Annotated in this window: 16 protein-coding genes; 11 read left to right on the top strand and 5 right to left on the bottom strand. The window is 68.5% G+C overall.

The features are described from left to right. Positions 1-197 precede the first annotated feature (197 nt). Positions 198-1,280, bottom strand: coding sequence for a plasmid pRiA4b ORF-3 family protein (locus tag LCL61_RS15390; protein ID WP_340687450.1), 1,083 nt, complete (start codon positions 1,278-1,280; stop codon positions 198-200). Between the two features lie 131 nt (positions 1,281-1,411). Here LCL61_RS15390 and LCL61_RS15385 point away from each other — a divergent pair, with 131 nt between their 5' ends. The 6 genes from LCL61_RS15385 (at position 1,412) to LCL61_RS15360 (ending at position 8,524) form a co-directional block, all read left to right on the top strand. Continuing rightward, a complete protein-coding gene (locus tag LCL61_RS15385) occupies positions 1,412-1,813 on the top strand; it encodes a nitroreductase/quinone reductase family protein (RefSeq protein ID WP_340687449.1) in 402 nt (133 codons plus the stop codon). Positions 1,814-2,263: 450 nt separating this feature from the next. Next, positions 2,264-2,935 (top strand): FadR/GntR family transcriptional regulator, encoded by a 672-nt coding sequence (locus tag LCL61_RS15380; RefSeq protein WP_340688591.1) that lies wholly within the window; start codon positions 2,264-2,266, stop codon positions 2,933-2,935. Positions 2,936-2,939: 4 nt separating this feature from the next. Then, a complete protein-coding gene (locus LCL61_RS15375) occupies positions 2,940-4,382 on the top strand; it encodes an amino acid permease (RefSeq protein ID WP_340687448.1) in 1,443 nt (480 codons plus the stop codon). Beyond that, positions 4,379-5,332 carry an asparaginase gene (locus tag LCL61_RS15370; RefSeq protein WP_340687447.1) on the top strand — a complete coding sequence of 318 codons (954 nt, stop codon included), beginning with the start codon at positions 4,379-4,381 and terminating at the stop codon, positions 5,330-5,332. The genes LCL61_RS15375 and LCL61_RS15370 overlap by 4 nt, the downstream gene beginning before the upstream one ends. Before the next feature lie 10 nt (positions 5,333-5,342). Then, positions 5,343-6,731: an aspartate ammonia-lyase gene (gene aspA / locus LCL61_RS15365; protein ID WP_340687446.1), complete on the top strand. Its 1,389-nt coding sequence runs from the start codon at positions 5,343-5,345 to the stop codon at positions 6,729-6,731. 167 nt (positions 6,732-6,898) lie between these two features. Beyond that, complete coding sequence (locus LCL61_RS15360) at positions 6,899-8,524, top strand: CocE/NonD family hydrolase (protein ID WP_340687445.1); 1,626 nt, start codon at positions 6,899-6,901, stop codon at positions 8,522-8,524. Positions 8,525-8,601: 77 nt separating this feature from the next. Here the strand turns inward: LCL61_RS15360 and LCL61_RS15355 are convergent, their stop codons facing one another. Further along, positions 8,602-9,363, bottom strand: coding sequence for a metallophosphoesterase (locus LCL61_RS15355; protein WP_340687444.1), 762 nt, complete (start codon positions 9,361-9,363; stop codon positions 8,602-8,604). Positions 9,364-9,367: 4 nt separating this feature from the next. Continuing rightward, on the bottom strand, positions 9,368-9,997 hold the full coding sequence (locus LCL61_RS15350; RefSeq protein ID WP_340687443.1) for a GntR family transcriptional regulator: 630 nt from the start codon (positions 9,995-9,997) through the stop codon (positions 9,368-9,370). A 46-nt stretch (positions 9,998-10,043) separates the two neighbouring features. Here LCL61_RS15350 and LCL61_RS15345 point away from each other — a divergent pair, with 46 nt between their 5' ends. Next, positions 10,044-11,222: an aminotransferase class V-fold PLP-dependent enzyme gene (locus LCL61_RS15345; RefSeq protein ID WP_340687442.1), complete on the top strand. Its 1,179-nt coding sequence runs from the start codon at positions 10,044-10,046 to the stop codon at positions 11,220-11,222. Here LCL61_RS15345 and LCL61_RS15340 read toward each other — a convergent pair. After that, positions 11,219-11,710: a DUF1453 domain-containing protein gene (locus tag LCL61_RS15340; RefSeq protein ID WP_340687441.1), complete on the bottom strand. Its 492-nt coding sequence runs from the start codon at positions 11,708-11,710 to the stop codon at positions 11,219-11,221. The two genes, LCL61_RS15345 and LCL61_RS15340, sit on opposite strands and share 4 nt — an antisense overlap. A gap of 63 nt (positions 11,711-11,773) precedes the next feature. On the opposite strand from LCL61_RS15340, the gene LCL61_RS15335 reads away from it, so the two are divergent. The 3 genes from LCL61_RS15335 to LCL61_RS15325 are packed head-to-tail and all read left to right on the top strand — an operon-like array spanning position 11,774 to position 14,348. Further along, complete coding sequence (locus LCL61_RS15335; RefSeq protein WP_340687440.1) at positions 11,774-12,394, top strand: TetR/AcrR family transcriptional regulator; 621 nt, start codon at positions 11,774-11,776, stop codon at positions 12,392-12,394. Next, entirely contained in the window at positions 12,391-13,887 is a 1,497-nt protein-coding gene (locus LCL61_RS15330) for an AMP-binding protein (protein ID WP_340687439.1), read from the top strand. Before LCL61_RS15335 ends, LCL61_RS15330 begins: the two co-directional genes overlap by 4 nt. Positions 13,888-13,928: 41 nt before the next feature. Continuing rightward, complete coding sequence (locus LCL61_RS15325; RefSeq protein ID WP_340687438.1) at positions 13,929-14,348, top strand: cupin domain-containing protein; 420 nt, start codon at positions 13,929-13,931, stop codon at positions 14,346-14,348. On the opposite strand, the gene LCL61_RS15320 is transcribed toward LCL61_RS15325, so the two are convergent. Continuing rightward, entirely contained in the window at positions 14,345-14,863 is a 519-nt protein-coding gene (locus LCL61_RS15320; protein ID WP_340687437.1) for a MarR family winged helix-turn-helix transcriptional regulator, read from the bottom strand. The genes LCL61_RS15325 and LCL61_RS15320 overlap by 4 nt on opposite strands. Before the next feature lie 15 nt (positions 14,864-14,878). On the opposite strand from LCL61_RS15320, the gene LCL61_RS15315 reads away from it, so the two are divergent. Next, on the top strand, positions 14,879-15,382 hold the full coding sequence (locus tag LCL61_RS15315; protein WP_340687436.1) for a carboxymuconolactone decarboxylase family protein: 504 nt from the start codon (positions 14,879-14,881) through the stop codon (positions 15,380-15,382). Positions 15,383-15,676 lie beyond the last annotated feature (294 nt).

The following is a 15,676-nucleotide window of genomic DNA, read 5'->3' as shown; positions in this document are numbered from 1 at the left end:
GAAAACCTCCCCTAGGCAGACGGATCCCTGGCTGCTTGACGCGGGCCGGTCCTCCCACCTTATGCGCCGGGGCTCGACGGCGCCCGGGCGGGATGGCACCCCGGCGAAGGCCAGTCTCCACCTCCGACCGGCCGCCGCCAAGCACCGACTCGGCGCGGTTCGCGATGACCTCGGTTACCCCCGAACGGGGCGCCGGATCAGCCCAGCCGGGCCAGCCGCTCGTTGACCACCTCCCGGTCGAACCACTCCGGATCGAACCCGGCGCCGAGTTCTTCGATCAGGTCTTCGTTGTCTTCGCCGTCCGGATCGCGCAGTGCCTCCAGCAACATCTCGTAGCTCTGCTGGTCCTCGCACTCCGCCGGAGGGGCGGCGCGTTCGCCGTCGAGGCAGCTCGGTCCTCCGGGGAGGGAGACCCGCCGCTCGACGCGGATCCAGTGCGTCCACTTCTCCACCTCGTAGACGAGCCGGTGCCCCGGCGACGCGACGACCTGGCCGAGTATCACTTCGTCGTCCAGACGGTCGCCGTCACAGCTCTGGGCATCGACGCTGAAGCCTCCGTACGCGGTCTCGAACCGGTGATACCGCCGCTCGTCGTGGTCGAACGCGGCCGCGAGGATCCGGTGCAGCCCGGCGAGAGTGACGTCGGAGCGGACTTCGAGCCGTCGCCAGATCGCGTCGTCCTGCTCGGACAGGGCTACCGCCAGCCGGAGCCCGGTGACCGGCACGGGCGGGGGCAGGACGAGCGGCAGCTGATCGTCCGACGGCAGGCGGGGCACCGGTTCGTAGCCGGGAAGACCGAGCCACCGGCGCAGCTGGATCGCGCGTTCGGGCAGATCGGGTCTCGGATCGGTCCCCAGTTCCAGGAGCTTGGGAACCCTCTCCCGAATCCAGGCGTCGCGGTCCGCCTTGGCGATCAAGGCCGCTTCGACCTGGCTCCGGAACTCTTCGGGTTTCAGCGGTGCCTGGGTCACCTCGAAGCCGTTGCGAAGAACCGCCAGGGCGTCCTCGGGTCCGGGATGGAGCTCGATCACGTCGACCTCGCGATCGTTGACCACCACCTCGACCCCGACCGAGCGTTTGCCTGCGGTCAACCTGGCGGCCAGGACGACCAGGTCCTGATCCACCTGGCCTTGGGCCACACAATCCGAAAGCTCGATCGGCCCGTGGAGCAGCTTCGGCCAGCGCTCCACCCTGGCCACGTCCAGAGGCGGACGTGGACGGCGGGAGCGCGGGCTCTTCGGTCGTTTGGCGGGCTCGCGGCCGCGGCTGACGGGGGACACGGGATCAGTATCGCCACCGGCACCGACAGTTTCGGCGCCGTGAGCAGCCAGGATCGAAAAATGCTTGCCGACCTGGGCGTGGATGGGCAGACTGGCCAGCCGCCAAGATCACCGAACCGCCCGGAGAGTTGATGATCGACCTGCAGGCCATGAACGAGCGCGTGATCGCGGAGTTCCGCGCGAACGGCCGCCACGGCGACGGTCTCCCGACGTTGCTGCTCACCACCACCGGCGCCCGCAGCGGACGACGGCACGTGACGCCGATGCTGTTCCTGGCCGACGACGACCGCTACGTCGTCTTCGCCGCCAACGGTGGCGCGCCCGGGCATCCGGACTGGTATCGCAACCTGGTCGCGGAGCCGTCGGTCGACGTCGAGGCGGACGGAGAGGCCTTCACCGCGCACGCGGTCGAGGTCACCGGAGCGGCTCGGGACCGTTTGTTCGCGAAGCAGGCGAAGGCTTTCCCGCGGTTGGCCGAACATCAGTCGAAGACCACACGGCCATTCCCGGTGATCGCGCTCCACCGCGTCTGAAGCTCGCGGGGTCGTGAGTGGCGATTCGGGTTCTAACCCNCGATTCGGGTTCTAACCCGAATCGCCACTCACGACGCGTTCGGTGGGCTCGGTACCGGCGCCCGTACCCGCCTGAAGTGTGTGAAGGCCCGCGACCAAGCTCACCCGCGCAGCGGCAGTACGCACTTAAGAACCCTTGGCTCTGACGGACCCAAACACTCACGATCACCTCACGCGGAGCTGTGACGCTCACCACCTCCGATGGCAAGAACACTGCCGCGCCAGAGGTTCGTGGCCGTGGAAGCCCGCAGTACGGCTTCCCCTTACCCCGCTGAAGCGGGCCTCGCAGGCTGGATCGAGGCACTCGGCCGAACGCTTGACAAAGACTTGGGGCTGACCGCACGATCTCGTCCCATGAACCTGTCTGACAGCCAGACAGCCGGACAAGGTGGTCCACGACGCGTCAGCGCGATGGAGGCCGTTCTGGCCCACCTCCGCGGTGCCATCGAACGCGGCGAGTACCCCGTCGGCCAGAAACTGCCGTCGGAATCCGCGCTCGGCAAGGAGTTCGAGGTCAGCCGTTCGGTCGTCCGCGAAGCGTTGCGGGGGCTGCAGGCACTTGGGCTCACCGTGTCCAAAACGGGCAAAGGGACCTTCGTGACCGCCACCGGGCCGGTCGAGAACCCCACCTTCGGGACTTACTCGGCCCGTGACCTGTTCGAGGTCCGGCGGCACGTCGAGATCCCCGTCGCCGGTTACGCGGCCTTGCGCCGCAGCACCGACGACCTGGATCTGCTCGGTCACCTCGTCGAGCGGATGGACGTCGAAACCGACAACACCGCGTGGGTGGCGCTGGACTCGCTGTTCCACATCACCATCGCCCAGGCTTCGGGCAATCCGGTGTTCGGCAAGGTCATCGAAGAGATCCGGGACGCGCTGGCCCGCCAGTCGTCCTTTCTCAACCAATTGGGGGACCGTCGGACCCGCTCGAACACCGAGCACCGTGAGATCGTCACCGCCATCGCCGCCGGCTCCGAAGCCGACGCCGTCGCGGCGATGACCTCCCATCTCGAACACGTCGAGGACGCGCTCACCACCATCGTGCGGCCGGGCCACACGACGCAGCAGGACAAGGACGACTGACATCGTGACCGAACAGACCCTCAGCGCGGACGACAGCAAATCCGCGCCGGTGCTCGCCGACGCCGGTGACGCCGGCTACGACAAGGCGCTGAAACCCCGCCACGTCAACATGATCGCGATCGGCGGCGCGATCGGCACCGGCCTGTTCCTCGGCGCGGGCGGCAGGCTCGCGCAGGCGGGCCCCGCGCTCGCGATCGTGTACGCGGTCTGCGGCCTCTTCGCGTTCTTCGTGGTGCGTTCGCTCGGCGAACTCATCCTGTACCGCCCCTCCTCCGGCGCCTTCGTCTCCTACGCCCGGGAATTCATGGGCGAGAAGGGCGCTTTCGTCGCGGGCTGGATGCACTTCCTGAACTGGTCGACGACCGGTATCGCGGATATCACCGCGATCGCGCTGTACGCGCATTTCTGGTCGTTCTTCACGCCGATCCCGCAGTGGGTACTGGCGCTCATCGCGCTCGCGGTGGTGCTGGCGCTGAACATGGTTTCGGTGAAACTGTTCGGCGAGATGGAGTTCTGGTTCGCCATCATCAAGGTCGCCGCGCTGGTGACCTTCATGGGGATCGGGATCTTCCTGCTGGTCACGCAGCAGCCGATCGACGGCACGACGCCGGGCTTCTCGCTGATCTCCGACCATGGCGGGATCTTCCCCGCGGGCCTGCTGCCGATGGTGCTGATCGTCCAGGGTGTCGTGTTCGCCTACGCCTCGGTCGAACTGGTCGGCGTCGCCGCCGGGGAGACGGAGAACCCGCGCAAGATCATGCCGAAGGCGATCAACTCGATCATGTGGCGGATCGGGATCTTCTACGTCGGCTCGGTGATCCTGCTGGCGATGCTGATGCCGTGGGACTCCTACTCGAAGCAGGAAAGCCCGTTCGTCACCGTGCTTTCGCATATCGGGGTGCCGCAGGCGGGCAACGTCATGAACCTGGTGGTGCTGACGGCGGCCCTGTCCAGCCTCAACTCGGGCCTCTACTCCACCGGCCGCATCCTGCGGTCGATGTCGCTGGCCGGTTCCGCGCCGAAGTTCACCGGCGTGATGAACAAGAACCATGTGCCCTACGGCGGGATCCTGCTCACCTCAGCGGTCTGCGTGGTCGGTGTCGGCCTGAACGCCGTCGTGCCGAGCCAGGCCTTCGAGATCGTGCTGAACTTCGCCGCCATCGGCATCCTCGGCACCTGGGCGATCATCGTGCTGTCCCATCTGCTGTTCGTCCGCAAGGCCAAGCGCGGCGAGGTCGAGCGCCCGTCGTACCGCCTGCCGTTCTCGCCCTACACCGAGATCGCGACGCTGATCTTCCTCGCGGCGGTCGTGGTGCTGATGGGCTTCGACGAGACCGGCCGGATCACCCTGTACTGTCTGCCGGTCATCGGGCTCGCGCTGGTGGCGGGCTGGTTCGGGGTCCGCAAGCGGATCAACATGGACGTGTTCGAAAAGACGAAGCTGTGATCCCGGAGATCCGCGTCCCCGCGCACGAACCGCTGGTGCACCTCCTCCGCGACGGAATGGTCGAGGGGGTGCACCACGGTTCGGCCGTGGTACTCGCTCCCGACGGCCGCGTGCTGTTCGCCGCGGGCGACATCGAGGCGGCGTTCTATCCGCGTTCGGCGGCGAAACCCTTGCAGGCCACGGCGATGGCGCGACTCGGGGTCGCACTGAGCCCCGCCGGGTTCGCCGTCGGCGCGGCCAGTCACTCCGGCGAGGAGTTCCACTTGGCCGAGGTGCGCCGGACGCTCGACGGCGCCGGGCTCACCACGGAGGATCTGCGGACGCCGGAAGACCTGCCGTTCGACCCGGTCGAACGCGACGCGTGGGTCGCTTCGGGGCGGAAAGCTTCGCGGCTGGCGCACAACTGTTCCGGCAAGCACGCCGCCATGCTCGCGACGTGCCGCCTGCACGGCTGGTCCACGAAGGACTACCTGGATCCCGGCCATCCGCTTCAGCGCGCGATCGCGGAGTGCGTCGCAGACCTGACCGGGCAACGCGTCCCGAAGGTGGCCGTCGACGGTTGCGGCGCTCCCCTGTTCGCGGTCTCGCTGCGCGGGCTCGCCCGTGCGGTCGGAAAGATCGCCGCGTCGGCGCCGGGAACACCCGAAGGCCTTGTCGCCGAAGGGATCCGGAAGCATCCGGAACTGGTCGCCGGCACCCGTCGCGACGTCACCACGCTCATGCGCGCGGTGCCCGGCCTGATCGCCAAGGACGGTTTCGAAGCCGTCCAGGTCGCCGCCCTCCCGGACGGGACGGCGATCGCGCTCAAGATCGCCGACGGCGGTGACCGTGCGCGACGGCCCGTGCTCGCCGCCACGCTCGCGTTGTGCGGTGTAGACCAGAACGTGTTGGAGCCCACCCCCGGCCTGCGCGTGACCGGCGCGCTGGCCGAACTCGACCTCGCCGCCTGAGGAGTCTTCGATGCACCGCGTGGAACACGATCTGCTGGGGGACAAGGAAGTCCCCGCCGACGCTTACTGGGGCGTGCACACCGCCCGTGCCAGGGAGAACTTCCCCATCACCGGCACCGCGATCTCCGCGTACCCACACCTGATCGCGGCGCTCGCCTCGGTCAAGGAGGCCGCCGCCCGTGCCAACGCCGACCTCGGGTTGCTGGAGCCGGACGTCGCCGACGCGATCCGCCGGGCGTGCCGTGAGATCCGCGAAGGCGCGTTGCACGACCAGTTCGTCGTCGACGTCATCCAGGGCGGCGCGGGCACCTCGACGAACATGAACGCCAACGAGGTGATCGCGAACCGCGCGCTCGAACTGCTCGGGCACGAGAAGGGTGACTACGCCCGTGTGCACCCGAACGAGCACGTGAACCTCGGGCAGTCGACCAATGACGCGTACCCGACCGCGGTCAACGTCGCGACGATCATCGCCGTCCGCGAACTGGCCGGGGCGATGGTCGTGCTGGAACAGGCTTTCGCGGCCAAGGCCGTCGAGTTCCGCGATCTGCTGAAGATTGGCCGCACGCAGTTGCAGGACGCCGTCCCGATGACATTGGGGCAGGAATTCGGCACCTACGCGGTCATGCTCGGCGAAGACCGGCTTCGGCTCACCGAAGCGGTGACCCTGCTGCACGAGATCAACCTCGGCGCGACCGCGATCGGCACCGGGCTCAACGCCGCACCCGGGTACGCCAAAGCCGCGGTCGCGCATCTGCGCGAGATCACCGGCCTGCCCGTCGTGTCCGCGGCGGACCTCGTCGAGGCGACACAGGACTGCGGCGCGTTCGTGCACCTTTCCGGCGTGCTCAAGCGGATCGCGGTGAAACTTTCCAAGAGCTGCAACGATCTGCGGCTCCTCTCGTCCGGGCCGCGGGCAGGGCTCAACGAGATCAACCTGCCGCCGGTGCAGGCCGGGTCGTCGATCATGCCCGGCAAGATCAACCCGGTGATCCCCGAGGTGGTCAACCAGGTCGCGTTCGAGGTCATCGGCAACGACGTCGCCGTCACGATGGCGGCCGAGGCCGGGCAGCTGCAGCTCAACGCTTTCGAGCCGCTGATCCTGCACTCGCTTTCGGAGAGCATCACGCATCTGCGGTCGGCGTGCCTCGTGCTGGCGGAGCGATGCGTCTCCGGGATCACCGCGAACGCGGACGTGATGCGGGGCTACGTCGAGAATTCGATCGGGCTGGTGACCGCGCTGAACCCGAAGATCGGGTACGCGGCGGCGACCGAGATCGCCAAAGAGGCGCTTCAGACCGGGCGCGGCGTGGCGGAACTCGTCGTCGAGAAGGGGCTTCTGCCCGCCGAAGAGCTGGCGAAGCTGCTGAAGCCGGAGACCCTCGCCCGGCTTTCCTGAGACCCGCGGGGCGGTACCGAGAGGTTCGGCGGTCACAGCGAGCTGGTCCGGCACAGGCACCCCANGGAAAGTGGCTTTCAGGACATTTTTCGTCCTGAAAGCCACTTTCCTGACATGCGGGTACGGTCTTAAGCGGAAGGTGATCCTCCGCACGAAAGGCGGCCAGTGTGCTCGACCGACTTCTCGACCGGTACCTCGGCCTCCCACCCGCCGAAGGCCCCGCCCCCTCGGTGACCAAGGCGATCCCCGTCCCGATGCCCGACGGCGTCCGCCTGCTGGCGGATCGTTACGCCGTTCCGGGCGACGAGCCCCGGCCGGTCGTGCTGATCCGCACGCCGTATGGCCGCAAAGGCGTGATGGGCAAGGTCTTCGGCGAGACGTTCGCGCGGCATGGGCTGCAGGTGGTCCTCCAGAGCACTCGCGGAACCTTCGGCTCAGGCGGCGAATTCCGGCCCTTCCACCTGGAGAAGGAGGACGGCCTCGCCACCGTCGCGTGGCTGCGCGAGCAGCCATGGTGTGACGGCCGGGTCGCGATGGCCGGTGCGAGCTACCTCGGCCACACGCAGTGGGCCGTCGCGCCGTATCTCGACGAGCCGCTCGAAGCGCTGTGTCTCGGCGTCACCGCTTCGGAGTTCGTGTCGACCTTTTATCCCGGCGGGATCCTCGCTGTCGACAACATGGTCTCGTGGTCGGCGCTGATCGGCCGCCAGGAAGGCCGGTTCGCCGGCCTGCCGAATCCCTGGCAGACGAAGAAGACCCGCCGCGCCATGGCATATCTGCCGGTTTCCGGCGCCGACGTCGCGGCCATCGGCAAGCAGGTGCGGTTCCTGCAGGACGTCTCCGCGCACGCCGAACCCGGCGACGACTTCTGGGCGCCGTCGGATCACAGCGCCGAGGTCGCCGCGCTGACGACCCCGGTGTCCATGGTGACCGGCTGGTACGACCTGTTCATCTCCGCCCAGCTGCGCGACTTCAAGGAACTCGCCGCGGCCGGACGCGCACCGCGGATCACCATCGGCCCGTGGGCGCACGGCGAACCCGCCAGTCTCAAAACCCTGATCACCGACCAGATCGGCTTCCTCTCCGCCCACCTCCTGGGTGATCGCGCGCCGCTCAGGCAGTCACCAGTGCGCCTGTATCTCCAGGGTTCTGGGCGGTGGCTCGACTTCGCAAGCTGGCCGCCGAAGTCCGACGCCACCCCGTACTTCCTGCGTCCCGGCAAGCTTTCCCCCGATGCGCCGGTGGAGTCGAAACCGAGCAAGTTCACCTTCGATCCGGCCGACCCGACGCCGACGGTCGGCGGCCCGCTTCTGTCGGGTGTGCAGAAACAGCAGGACAACAAGGACATCGAGGCCCGGCCGGACGTACTGCTGTTCACCGGTGACGTGCTGGAGCGCGATCTCGACATCATCGGCGAGATCTCCGCGCTGGTGCACGTCCGGACCGACATCGGGCATGGTGACGTCTTCGTCCGGTTGTGCGATGTGGACCGTCGCGGTGTCTCTCGCAACGTGACCGACGGCATCCTCCGCCTGCGCCCCGGTCACCCCGGGTCCGATGTGGACGGTGTGGTCGCCGCCGAGATCCTGCTCGACCCGACGGCGTACCGGTTCCGGCGCGGGCACCGCCTGCGGGTGCAGGTCGCGGGTGGCGCGTTCCCGCGCTTCGCCCGCAACCACGGCACCGGCGAGCCGGTTTTCAGCGCGGTGGACGGGAAACCCGCGCGGTTCGAGATCTTCCACGACCCCGCGCACCCGTCCCAAATCACGCTGCCGGTGTTCGGCGGCCAGTGAGGTGGAGAGCACAGGAGCGTGTCGCGAAAGTGGCTTTCGCGACACCTCGCGACGGCGCCGCCTCGCCTGACTCCTCGTCAGGCCGGGACGACCCGCTGGTGCGTGGTCAGCCTGCCGTCGTCGTGCAGCACGTGGAACAGCAGCGACGGCGGCAGGTCGTAGTCGATCGGTCCGCCTTCACCCCAGGACCGCAGTCCGTCCCGTTCCCACGGGAACAGAATGCTCGACCCGACCGACGGCGCCGACCGCAGCGGCACTCCCGCGAACGTCGTCGACGCCGCGGCGTGGACGTGCCCGCAGAGCAGGGCGACCACGCGCGGGTGACGCGCGAGCACCTCGGCCAGCTTTTCCTCACCGTACTGGCGCATCGCGTCCACCAGCGGCAGCCCGAGCGCGACCGGTGGGTGGTGGAAGGCGATGAAGGCGGGGCCGTCGCCGTCGCCGAGTACGTCGTCCAGCCAGGCCATTGTCTCGTCGTCGAACTGCCCGTCGGGTTTGCCGGGGATGGTCGAATCCGCCATGACGAACGTGACGTCGCCGACGGTGTGCGCCGCGTTGGCCGGGGCATCGTCCGGCGCCTGGCCGAGCAGCCCTTCGCGGAACGGGCCGCGCTTGTCGTGGTTGCCAGGACAGACGAAGAGCGGGACGTCGGTCTTGAAGAGCTCGGCCGCGCGCCGGTATTCCTCGAGGGTGCCGTGGTCGGTGATGTCGCCGGTCACCAGGATCGCGTCGACCGGTGTCGCCAGGCCTTCCAGGTACCGCATGACCCGTGCGGTGCGTTCGTCGGCGCGCTCCCCGCCGTCGAGATGGTTGTCGCTCAGATGTGCCGTCACGAACATCGTGTCACCCCATGTCTTCCAGATATGCCAACGTTTTCACCCAGTTCCGCACGAGCAGCTCCATCGCCGTCGCGAGGTCGGAGACGCGGATCGCCTCGGCGATCCGGTGGTGCTCGTCGATACTCTCCCTGGCGCGTTCGACGCCACCGAAATAGCGCGCGTCATAGCGTTTCAGCAGCGGCTTCGTCTGCTCGAGCAGGCGCAGCAGATGCGGATTCGTACACCGCGAGACGAGCAGCGCGTGCCACCGGTCGTCCAAATTGGACAGATCGCCCTGCCGGGCGAGTTCCGCGGCCATCTCGGCGGTGATCCGGTCCAGTCCGCCGGTGAGCCCGGCCAGGTCCTGCGGCGAACTCCAGCGCAACGCGAGCGATTCGAGTTCGGCGACGAGCGGGTACAGCTGCCGGGCCTCGTCCGGGTCGAACGGCGGCACGAGGAAACCCCGGTTCGGCGCCGAGACGAGCAGGCCGCGGTCGGCCAGCCCGATCAGCGCCTCGCGCAACGGGGTCCGGCTGACGCCCAGTTCGCGGGCGAGGTGCACCTCGTTGATGCGGCTGTCCGCGGCGATGCGGCCGTCGAGCACGCGGGCGGTGATCTCCTCCGCGAGGTCGCGCCGGAGCAGGTTCCTCGTCACCGGTGCAGTATTGCATGCACTTCAGCCGTACTGTATTCAGTTAGGCATGACGGACTTCGATGTGCACCGCGCCCGCGCCGAGACACCGGGCTGCGCGGAAGTGGTCCACCTCAACAACGCCGGATCGTCTCTGCCACCCGCCCGGGTGACCGACACCGTAATCGGCTACCTGCGGGAAGAAGCCCTGATCGGCGGGTACGAGCAGGCCGCGGCGACCGTGGAGCGGATGAACGGCGTCTACGCCTCGGCCGCGCGCCTCGTCGGCGCCGGCCCCGAAGACATCGCCCTGACCGACAACGCGACCCGGTCGTGGCAGGCGATCTTCTACGCGCTGCCGTTCGCCGCGGGAGACCGGATCCTGACGGCGAAATCCGAGTACGCGAGCAACGTCATCTCCTTCCTGCAGATCGCGAAGCGCACCGGCGCCGTCGTCGAGGTGGTCGGCAACGACGAGTCCGGTCAACTGGACGTCGAGGACCTCAAGCGCCGCGTCGACGGCGACGTCAAACTGATCGCCGTCTCCCACGTGCCCACCCAGGGCGGGCTGGTGAACCCCGCCGAAGAGATCGGCGCGGTCGCGCGCGAGGCCGGGATCCCGTTCCTGCTTGACGCGTGCCAGAGCGCCGGTCAGATCGACCTCGACGTCGCGCGCCTGAACTGCGACGCCGTCAGCGTCACCGGCCGCAAATATCTGCGCGGCCCGCGGGGCACCGGATTCCTGTACGCGCACCCACGGCTGCGCGAGCGCGTCGAGCCCGCGATGCTCGACCTTCACTCGGCGGCCTGGACCGAGCCCGAAACCTACGAAGTCGATCCGACGGCGAAGATGTTCGAGGTCTGGGAACGCGATCACGCCGCCCTGCACGGCCTCGGCGCGGCGATCGACTACGCCCTCGAATGGGGCATGCCCGCCATCGAAGCTCGCGTCGCCGCCCTCGCGGCGAAACTACGCGACGCGCTGCGCGAGGTACCCGGTGTCCGCGTCCACGACCAAGGCACGCGACAGTGCGGGATCGTCACGTTCAGCGTGGCGAAAACACCGTCGCAGGAAGTGAAACAGCGCCTGGCCGCGGCGAAGATCAACGTCAGTGTCGCTGAAGCGACGTCCGCCCAGTTCGATTTCGTCGAGCGTGGATTGCCGCCACTGGTCCGGTCTTCGGTGCACTACTTCAACACCGAAGACGACATCGCCCTCCTCATCGGCGAAGTCGGGAAACTGGCCTAGCGACGGGAAAGCACCGACTCGGACGGCGGGGCGTACGGCAGCCCCGTCGTCTTCGCGCGCTTGCCGAGCACCAACGCCTCCCCCAGCAGGCTGACACCGATCGACAACGTCACCGGCCGCGCGTCGGGATGCGCCCCGGCCATCGTGGCCAGGAAGCCGACCCCGAAGTTCACCACGAGCGACAGCACCCAGACGCCGAACGTCCAGCCGGTGTAGCGCAGCCACAGCACGCCGTCGCGCTCGAAGAGCTTCGTGGTGGTGGCGCGGACCGCGCCGAGGACGCAGCCGACCACGGAGCCCAGCACGAGCCACAGGCCGTCCGTGAAGGTGAAGATCGCCAGCTTGCTCAGGCCGTAGGCACCGATCGCGAGCAGGATCACCGGCCCCCCGAACACATCGCGGGCGACCAGTGGCTCCCCACGCAACCTGCGCACGACGATCACGATCACCACGCCGACGACCAGCGCGATCAGCAACCAGGTCCTCATGAACTCCCCCTTTGTGGCATGACTGTGCCAAATAAAATAGCAAGGTCGTGCTATAAAGGCAACATGCCCAAGATCGTCGATCCCGATGCCCGGCGCCTGGAGATAGCCGAAGCCGTCTTCCGGGTGATCCAGCGCGACGGCCTCGCGCAGGCGTCGCTCAGGAGCGTGGCCGAGGAGGCCGGTCTCGCGATCGGTTCGGTGCGGCACTACTTCCGCGGCCACGACGAGCTGATCGTGTTCGCCATGCGGTCACTCGGCGACCGGCTCGAGGCGAGGCTGCTGGGGCATCTCCCCGACCTGCTCGACCCCGCGACACCGCGCTCGCGGCGGCAGGAGATCACCGAAGAACTGCTCGGCGAACTACTCCCGCTCACCGAGCAGACCCGGGCCGAGACCGACGTCTGGCTGGCGTTTTCGGCCGCCGCGAAGAACCGCCCGGACCTCGCCGAGGAGGCCGCCCGCATGTACGACGGGGTCCGTGCCCTCGTCCGGCGGGTGCTCGACGGCGCGAACGAAGCGGGTGGCCTCCTCGAAGGCCTCGACCTGGCTGTGGAGACCGAACGGCTGGCCGCGCTGCTGGACGGGCTCGCGTTGTCGACGGGCCGGACGTCGCCGGAGCTGATGCGCACGGTGCTCCGGCGGCATCTGGAGAGCCTGCGGCGCCCCGAATCGGAGACGAAATGAGCACCTTCTACGAAGTCGCGGAGCGGGATCCAGGCCGCGTCGCGGTGATAGACGTCGACGGGCGCGAGACCACCTTCGGCGAGCTGTCGGCGCGTGCGAATCAGCTGACCCACGCCTTGCGGGCACTCGGCCTCGGCGAGGGCGACGGCATCGTCGCGATCATCCACAATGGACTCGCCTATTACGAGCTCCTGCTGGCGACCTTGCAGGCGGGGATGTACTTCACGCCGGTCAACCACCGGTCCTCACCGGGCGAGATCGCCTACATCGCGGCCAACAGCGGCGCCAAGGTCGCCGTCGCGGACACGGACATCGCCGCCACGTGCACCGCGGAACTGGATGGCCTGCACCGGTTTTCGCGCGGAGAGACGGCCGGCTGGGCGGACTACGCGACCTGGGGCGCGGACCTGCCCACCACCACGCCGGGCCAGCGGACCGCGGGCCAGACGATGCTGTACACCTCCGGGACCACGGGACGGCCCAAAGGCGTCCGGCGCGCCCTGTCCGGGCGGCCGCCCGCGCTGCACCCGATCCACGCGAACGTCCTCGAACGCCTGGACGTCCGGCCGGGGCACGGTGTGCACCTCGTCGCCTGCCCGCTCTACCACGCGGCGCCGGGCATGTTCTCGACGGCGATCCTGCATCTCGGGCACACGCTCGTGCTGATGGATCGGTTCGACGCCGAGGAAACACTGCGGCTCACCGAAAGGCACCGCGTGACGAGCACGCATCTGGTGCCGACGATGCTCCACCGGATGCTGCGGCTGCCCGAGGACGTCCGCGCGCGGTACGACCTGTCGAGCCTGACGTCGGTCATCCACGATGCCGCGCCGTGCCCGAAGGAGGTCAAGGAGCGGATGCTCGCCTGGCTCGGACCGGTGGTCCACGAGTACTACGGCGCGTCCGAGGGCCTGATCGCGGCCGTGCACGCGCGCGATTGGCTCGCCGCGCCGGGCACGGTCGGCACACCGCTGGACGGCGTGCGGGTCGTGGTGCTCGACGACGACGGCCGCGAACTCCCCGCCGTCGAGACCGGGACGCTCTACTTCAGTTCCGCGCACACGAAATTCGACTACCACGACGATCCGGACAAGACGGCCGCCGCGCGTTCCGGGGAGTTCGTCACCGTCGGGGACGTCGGCTATCTCGACGCCGCGGGGCGGGTATTCCTGTGCGATCGCCGGACGGATCTCATCCTTTCCGGTGGCGTGAACATCTACCCGGCCGAGATCGAGGCGCGGCTGCTGGGCCATCCCGATGTCGCCGACGTCGCGGTGATCGGGGAACCGGATCCCGAGTGGGGACAACGGGTCGTCGCGGTCGTCCAACCGGTCGAGGGGACGATCGGGGACTCCGCCCTGGCGAAGCGGCTCGAAGAGCACTGCCGAGCCGAGCTCGCCGGGTTCAAGACGCCGCGCCGGTTCGATTTCCGCGAGCGGCTGCCGCGGACCGAGAGCGGCAAGATGCTGCGACGGACGCTTCGGGCGGAGTGAACGGCCCTTTCGGGCAGTGCTTGTCGCGGTACGGTTCGCTCATGCGCCTGCGGTCCGTGACCACACTGCTCGCCGCCCTCGTTCTCGCCCTGGCCGTCCCAGCGACGGCCGAGGCGACGCCCGGCTCCGGTGTGACCGGGACGATCTTCCACCAGAAGACGGTCGGGGACACCGATTACGTGCTGCGCGAGGTCGTCATCCAGCCCGGCGGCTACACCGGCTGGCACTACCACGACGGCACGCTGCACGCGTACGTCAAGGCCGGCACGCTGACGCACAACTCGGCCGACTGCGGGCTCGACGGCTTGTACCGCAAGGGTGCCGTCTTCACCGAACCGAGCGACACCGTCCACATCGGACGAAATCTCGGGACGACGCCGGTGGTACTGGAAGTGCTCTACGTGCTGCCGCACGGAAGCCCGCTGTCGCAGGACGCGCCGAACCCCGGTTGCCCTTTCTAGGCCCCGAACCAGCCCGCCACGTCGAGACGGAAGCCGTCCGCGGGCGCCATCGTGCGGAGGTCCGTTTCGAGCGCGCGGACCCTTTCGACGCCCAGCGTGGCGGCCCACTCCTTGCGCAGCTCCTCGAAGATCGCCGCCGTCCGGCCGAGTGAGTCGTACCCGCGGCCGGTGAGCCGCACGACCTTGCGCCGGGCGTCGGCCGGGTCGTCGACGCGCGCGACGTAGCCGAGCTGTTCCAGCTTGTCGACGGTCTTGCCCGCCGCCTGCTTGCTCACGCCGAGCCGCCGCCCGATCTCGCTCGCCGTCGCGCCCTCGCGGCCGATCGCCTGCATGGCGAAGCCGTACGCCGGGCGGACGTCGGGATGCCCCTGCTCGGCCAGCTCTGCGTGCATCCGGTCGATGATCGAGCGGAAGCCCGCGAACAGCAGGAGCGGCAGCTCGAAGCCGGGCGGATCGGAATCGCGCTTGCCCGAATCGACAACTTGGTTTACCTTTTCGTCAACCACGTTGACCATCTTAAGGGGAAAGCCTTGTTCACCGATCACACCGTCGAAACCGCGCCCGAAGCCTCGCGTCGCTCGATGGAGGCGACCATCCGGAAGTTCGGCCACCTCCCCACCGCCGTCGCCCGGCAGGCGTCGTCACCGGAACTGCTCGACGGGTTCCTGAAACTGAGCGCGAGCTTCGAGCGGACCACACTCGAACCCCTCGCCCGGGAGACGGTCGTGATGACCGTGGCGACCCGCAACGGCTGCGCGGTGTGCGTCGAGATCCACACCGGCAAGCTGAAGGCTCTCCACGCGGACGACGACGTCATCGCGGCGCTTCGCGCGCAGGAGCCGGTGCCCGACGAGCGCCTGGAAGCCGTCCGGCAGTTCACGCTCGCCGTACTCGAAACCGCCGGCGGTGTCGACGACGAGACCCTGCGGACCTTCTTCGGGTACGGATACACCGAACGGAACGCCCTCGAAGTCGTCATGGGCATCGGGGCCTACACGATGTCGACCTTGGCGAACCGGCTCATTCGCGCCTAGGTGTGTCCTGCGAGCCTGTTCGATGGGCTTCCAGGACACGGCCTAGTCGCTCTGCGTGATCGCCGCTCGCGGCCCGGATCACTCCAATGGACGCCGATCTTGATGTATCTGGGCAGCCCCGCCCGCCTCTTCTCTTGTGTAGCCGAAAGTTCGCCACCCGCGGCGCGGCGCACACCGGCGGTCTGGCCTGCCGAGGGGGCAGACCAGACCGCCGAAACCGAAAACGTTCCACAGGGATCTGCTGGGCGAGGTCGGCCTGCGGGACCTGGATCTCGTCGCCAGATCGGAAGAGCG

The sequence above is a fragment of the Amycolatopsis coloradensis genome (genome assembly GCF_037997115.1).
GTDB classification, from domain to species: Bacteria; Actinomycetota; Actinomycetes; order Mycobacteriales; family Pseudonocardiaceae; genus Amycolatopsis; species Amycolatopsis coloradensis_A.
Note: the sequence above shows the minus strand (reverse complement) of the source record. Positions and strands in the feature narration are given on the sequence as shown.